Here is a 2,310-nt window from a genome sequence, read left to right as displayed (position 1 = left end):
GCAGGGCTTGCGGTGTCAGTCTGTAGAGCGACCATAAGACCAGAACAGAGTAAATCTGTTAAGGCAGGTGCGAAAAATCCTTCGGGAAAGAAGCAGAAACTCAAATCGTGAGGTTTGGGAATCGCCGTCCGTTTACGGCGGTGAGGATGTCAAAGTCCCAATTTTTGATGTACCCCTTACGGGTAAAGGTATCGGGATCCTGCAATTCCACCGGAAATAATGCCCCATCATAATCGGGGGGATTTTGCGGATCGGGTTTGACAAAGGGAATGGTAGGATTACCGTCTTTATCGTTGAAACCCTCAACCGGGTACATCCCCCCAGTCCAAGGGTGATCCTGTTCTCCCGAATAGGAAAAGACGTTGCCCGCGTGATTCAAAATGATATCCAAAACCACATAGATGCCGTTGGCATGGGCAGTTCGCACCACTTCCCGCAAGTCTTCGCGGCTGCCAAAGTGGGGTTCCACCTCTAAAAAATTCTGGATGCCGTAGCCGTGATAAGTTTCCCGAAACCGAACCTGTTTAAAAATAGGGCTAATCCAGAGCGCCGTCACCCCCAATCGTTTCAGATAGCCGATTTTGCTCTCTAACCCCTTGAGCGTTCCCCTCACATATTTTGTCCCCGCCTCGCGCCAGTGAGCCGCATCTGCTTCTGTTTTCACGGCATTTTCCGCACCAGCGGGACTGTAGGCTGGGGTTGTCCCACTCCGGACCAAATTCCCCTCGTTGTCCTTGTACCCGTTTTCACGACCATCGGAGAAGCGATCGAGCATCAAGAAATAGAACGTTTGGTCTTCCCAGGCGATCGGCGACGGGAACAATCCCCCTGCCGGTGATAGGGATGCAAAATTTAGTTGGCTTAAGCGTTGAACGGTTGTCGTCATGGTATTTTTCCTCTCAATCTTTCAAACTACTCACCCTGTCCGCGGCTCTTTCAATTCCTACTTAAAACGCTTTTTTTTGGGGATGAGTTCGTTGGTTTATTCCCTCCTTGTTGACCGTCTTCATGTATATTTTTTGACTTTTTGATGTTCTTCTTCTAGGGTAAAGTGAAAGTATATTAAAGTGCAATTAAACTTTCAAAACTTAATTTTTCTGAGTTTGTCCATTCACTTATTTTTAACAAAAGTTAAAGACTACCTCTCAAATAGTTTTTGATAAGTTCGATTCTTACTTTTGGCTTATTGGTATCCCTTGAAGCTACACTTTCAGCGATACCGAGCCGAAGCAATTCTCTTAAGATCGAATAATCGCAAAATCGGCGATGCTATTTCCCGTTATCAACCCATTGACCGCCCGAAAATGTTTGTCATAGCTAAATAGGGGTACAGCGATGAGGATTTACCGACCGAGGAAACTATTCGGGTTAAATTAAATAACTTAGGTTATCTTCTGAAAAGATTGGCTAAATTTTTACCTCAAAAAAAATGACAGAAACCGCAGCAATCTTTGATGAATTAGCTAACATTAATCGGGAAGCACCTGAAGACCCTACGATGTTACGTCTTAGTTTAGATGCCAAAGCCCGTGTTAATATTGTACTGTTTGATCGAGGAGGTAAAAATAGAATAACTGTCGAAACAAACGATCATAATTTTAATCCGAAAACAACCCTAACCCCAGAAACCTTGAATCTCGTAATAAAACTTTACATTTAACAATATAACAACCACAAAACGCCATTTTTAAAATTGAATAGACAATTTTCCTAAACCAGTGTAAATAGCTGATATGTTGACACATAAAACTCTGTAAATAGCGGAGTTTATCTAATAAGCTTTTGCCACAATCTTCCCATGATTGCCCTACTCGACTTGGGGGCGCACCTGAGATTCATAAATCTCTTTACCACGTCGAGCGAATTCTTCTTTACTGTAGCGGGGTTGATTAACTGTCATTGGCCTGACCCTGTTGCAACTTTTGCCCCAATGTTTTAACCTAAACATTGGGTATCTTCGCTAACATTCCCCAACTGGGCCGACAAGGGTGGCATTGCACTTAAACCCACAGCTTCAATCAATGTGCATGGTGCGTTCCCAAAAATTGATCGCTGGAGCAGTAGGAGCCACATTAGGGAACTCACCCTACGGCTGAACTCACCCGCAATCAGTAGCTTTGAATACTAGATTGAGAACTCAAGCATCTGCCAAGAACATTTAGTTAGGGTTTGCTGAAAAAGTCATTGAAAAGTACAGGTCTCTTAATCAATGATTTCACTTAGCTACAAGCATAAGCTTTAGTTGTTGATTAATTTTTAAGTTATAACTTATCCTAATCATTGACCGAGAAAAAGTGCTGTTTTTCCATT

2 protein-coding genes and 1 pseudogene are annotated in these 2,310 nt (G+C 43.0%); 2 read left to right on the top strand and 1 reads right to left on the bottom strand.

The features are described 5' to 3' along the window. Positions 1-100: 100 nt before the first annotated feature. Positions 101-886, bottom strand: coding sequence for an alpha-amylase family glycosyl hydrolase (locus PX484_RS04120; protein ID WP_288102946.1), 786 nt, complete (start codon positions 884-886; stop codon positions 101-103). A 292-nt stretch (positions 887-1,178) separates the two neighbouring features. On the opposite strand from PX484_RS04120, the gene PX484_RS04115 reads away from it, so the two are divergent. Together PX484_RS04115 and PX484_RS04110 are read left to right on the top strand one after the other, a co-directional pair. Continuing rightward, positions 1,179-1,325, top strand: a complete 147-nt coding sequence (locus PX484_RS04115) for a hypothetical protein (protein ID WP_002802426.1) — start codon at positions 1,179-1,181, stop codon at positions 1,323-1,325. Continuing rightward, positions 1,326-1,624: pseudogene (locus PX484_RS04110) on the top strand (ISAzo13-like element transposase-related protein); the annotation flags it as partial. Positions 1,625-2,310: the final 686 nt, after the last annotated feature.

The sequence above is a fragment of the Microcystis sp. M49636_WE2 genome (assembly GCF_030065375.1).
Lineage (GTDB): Bacteria > Cyanobacteriota > Cyanobacteriia > Cyanobacteriales > Microcystaceae > Microcystis > Microcystis aeruginosa_C.
The sequence above is the reverse complement of the archived record's forward strand: the minus strand, read 5'-3'. Positions and strand labels throughout refer to the sequence as shown.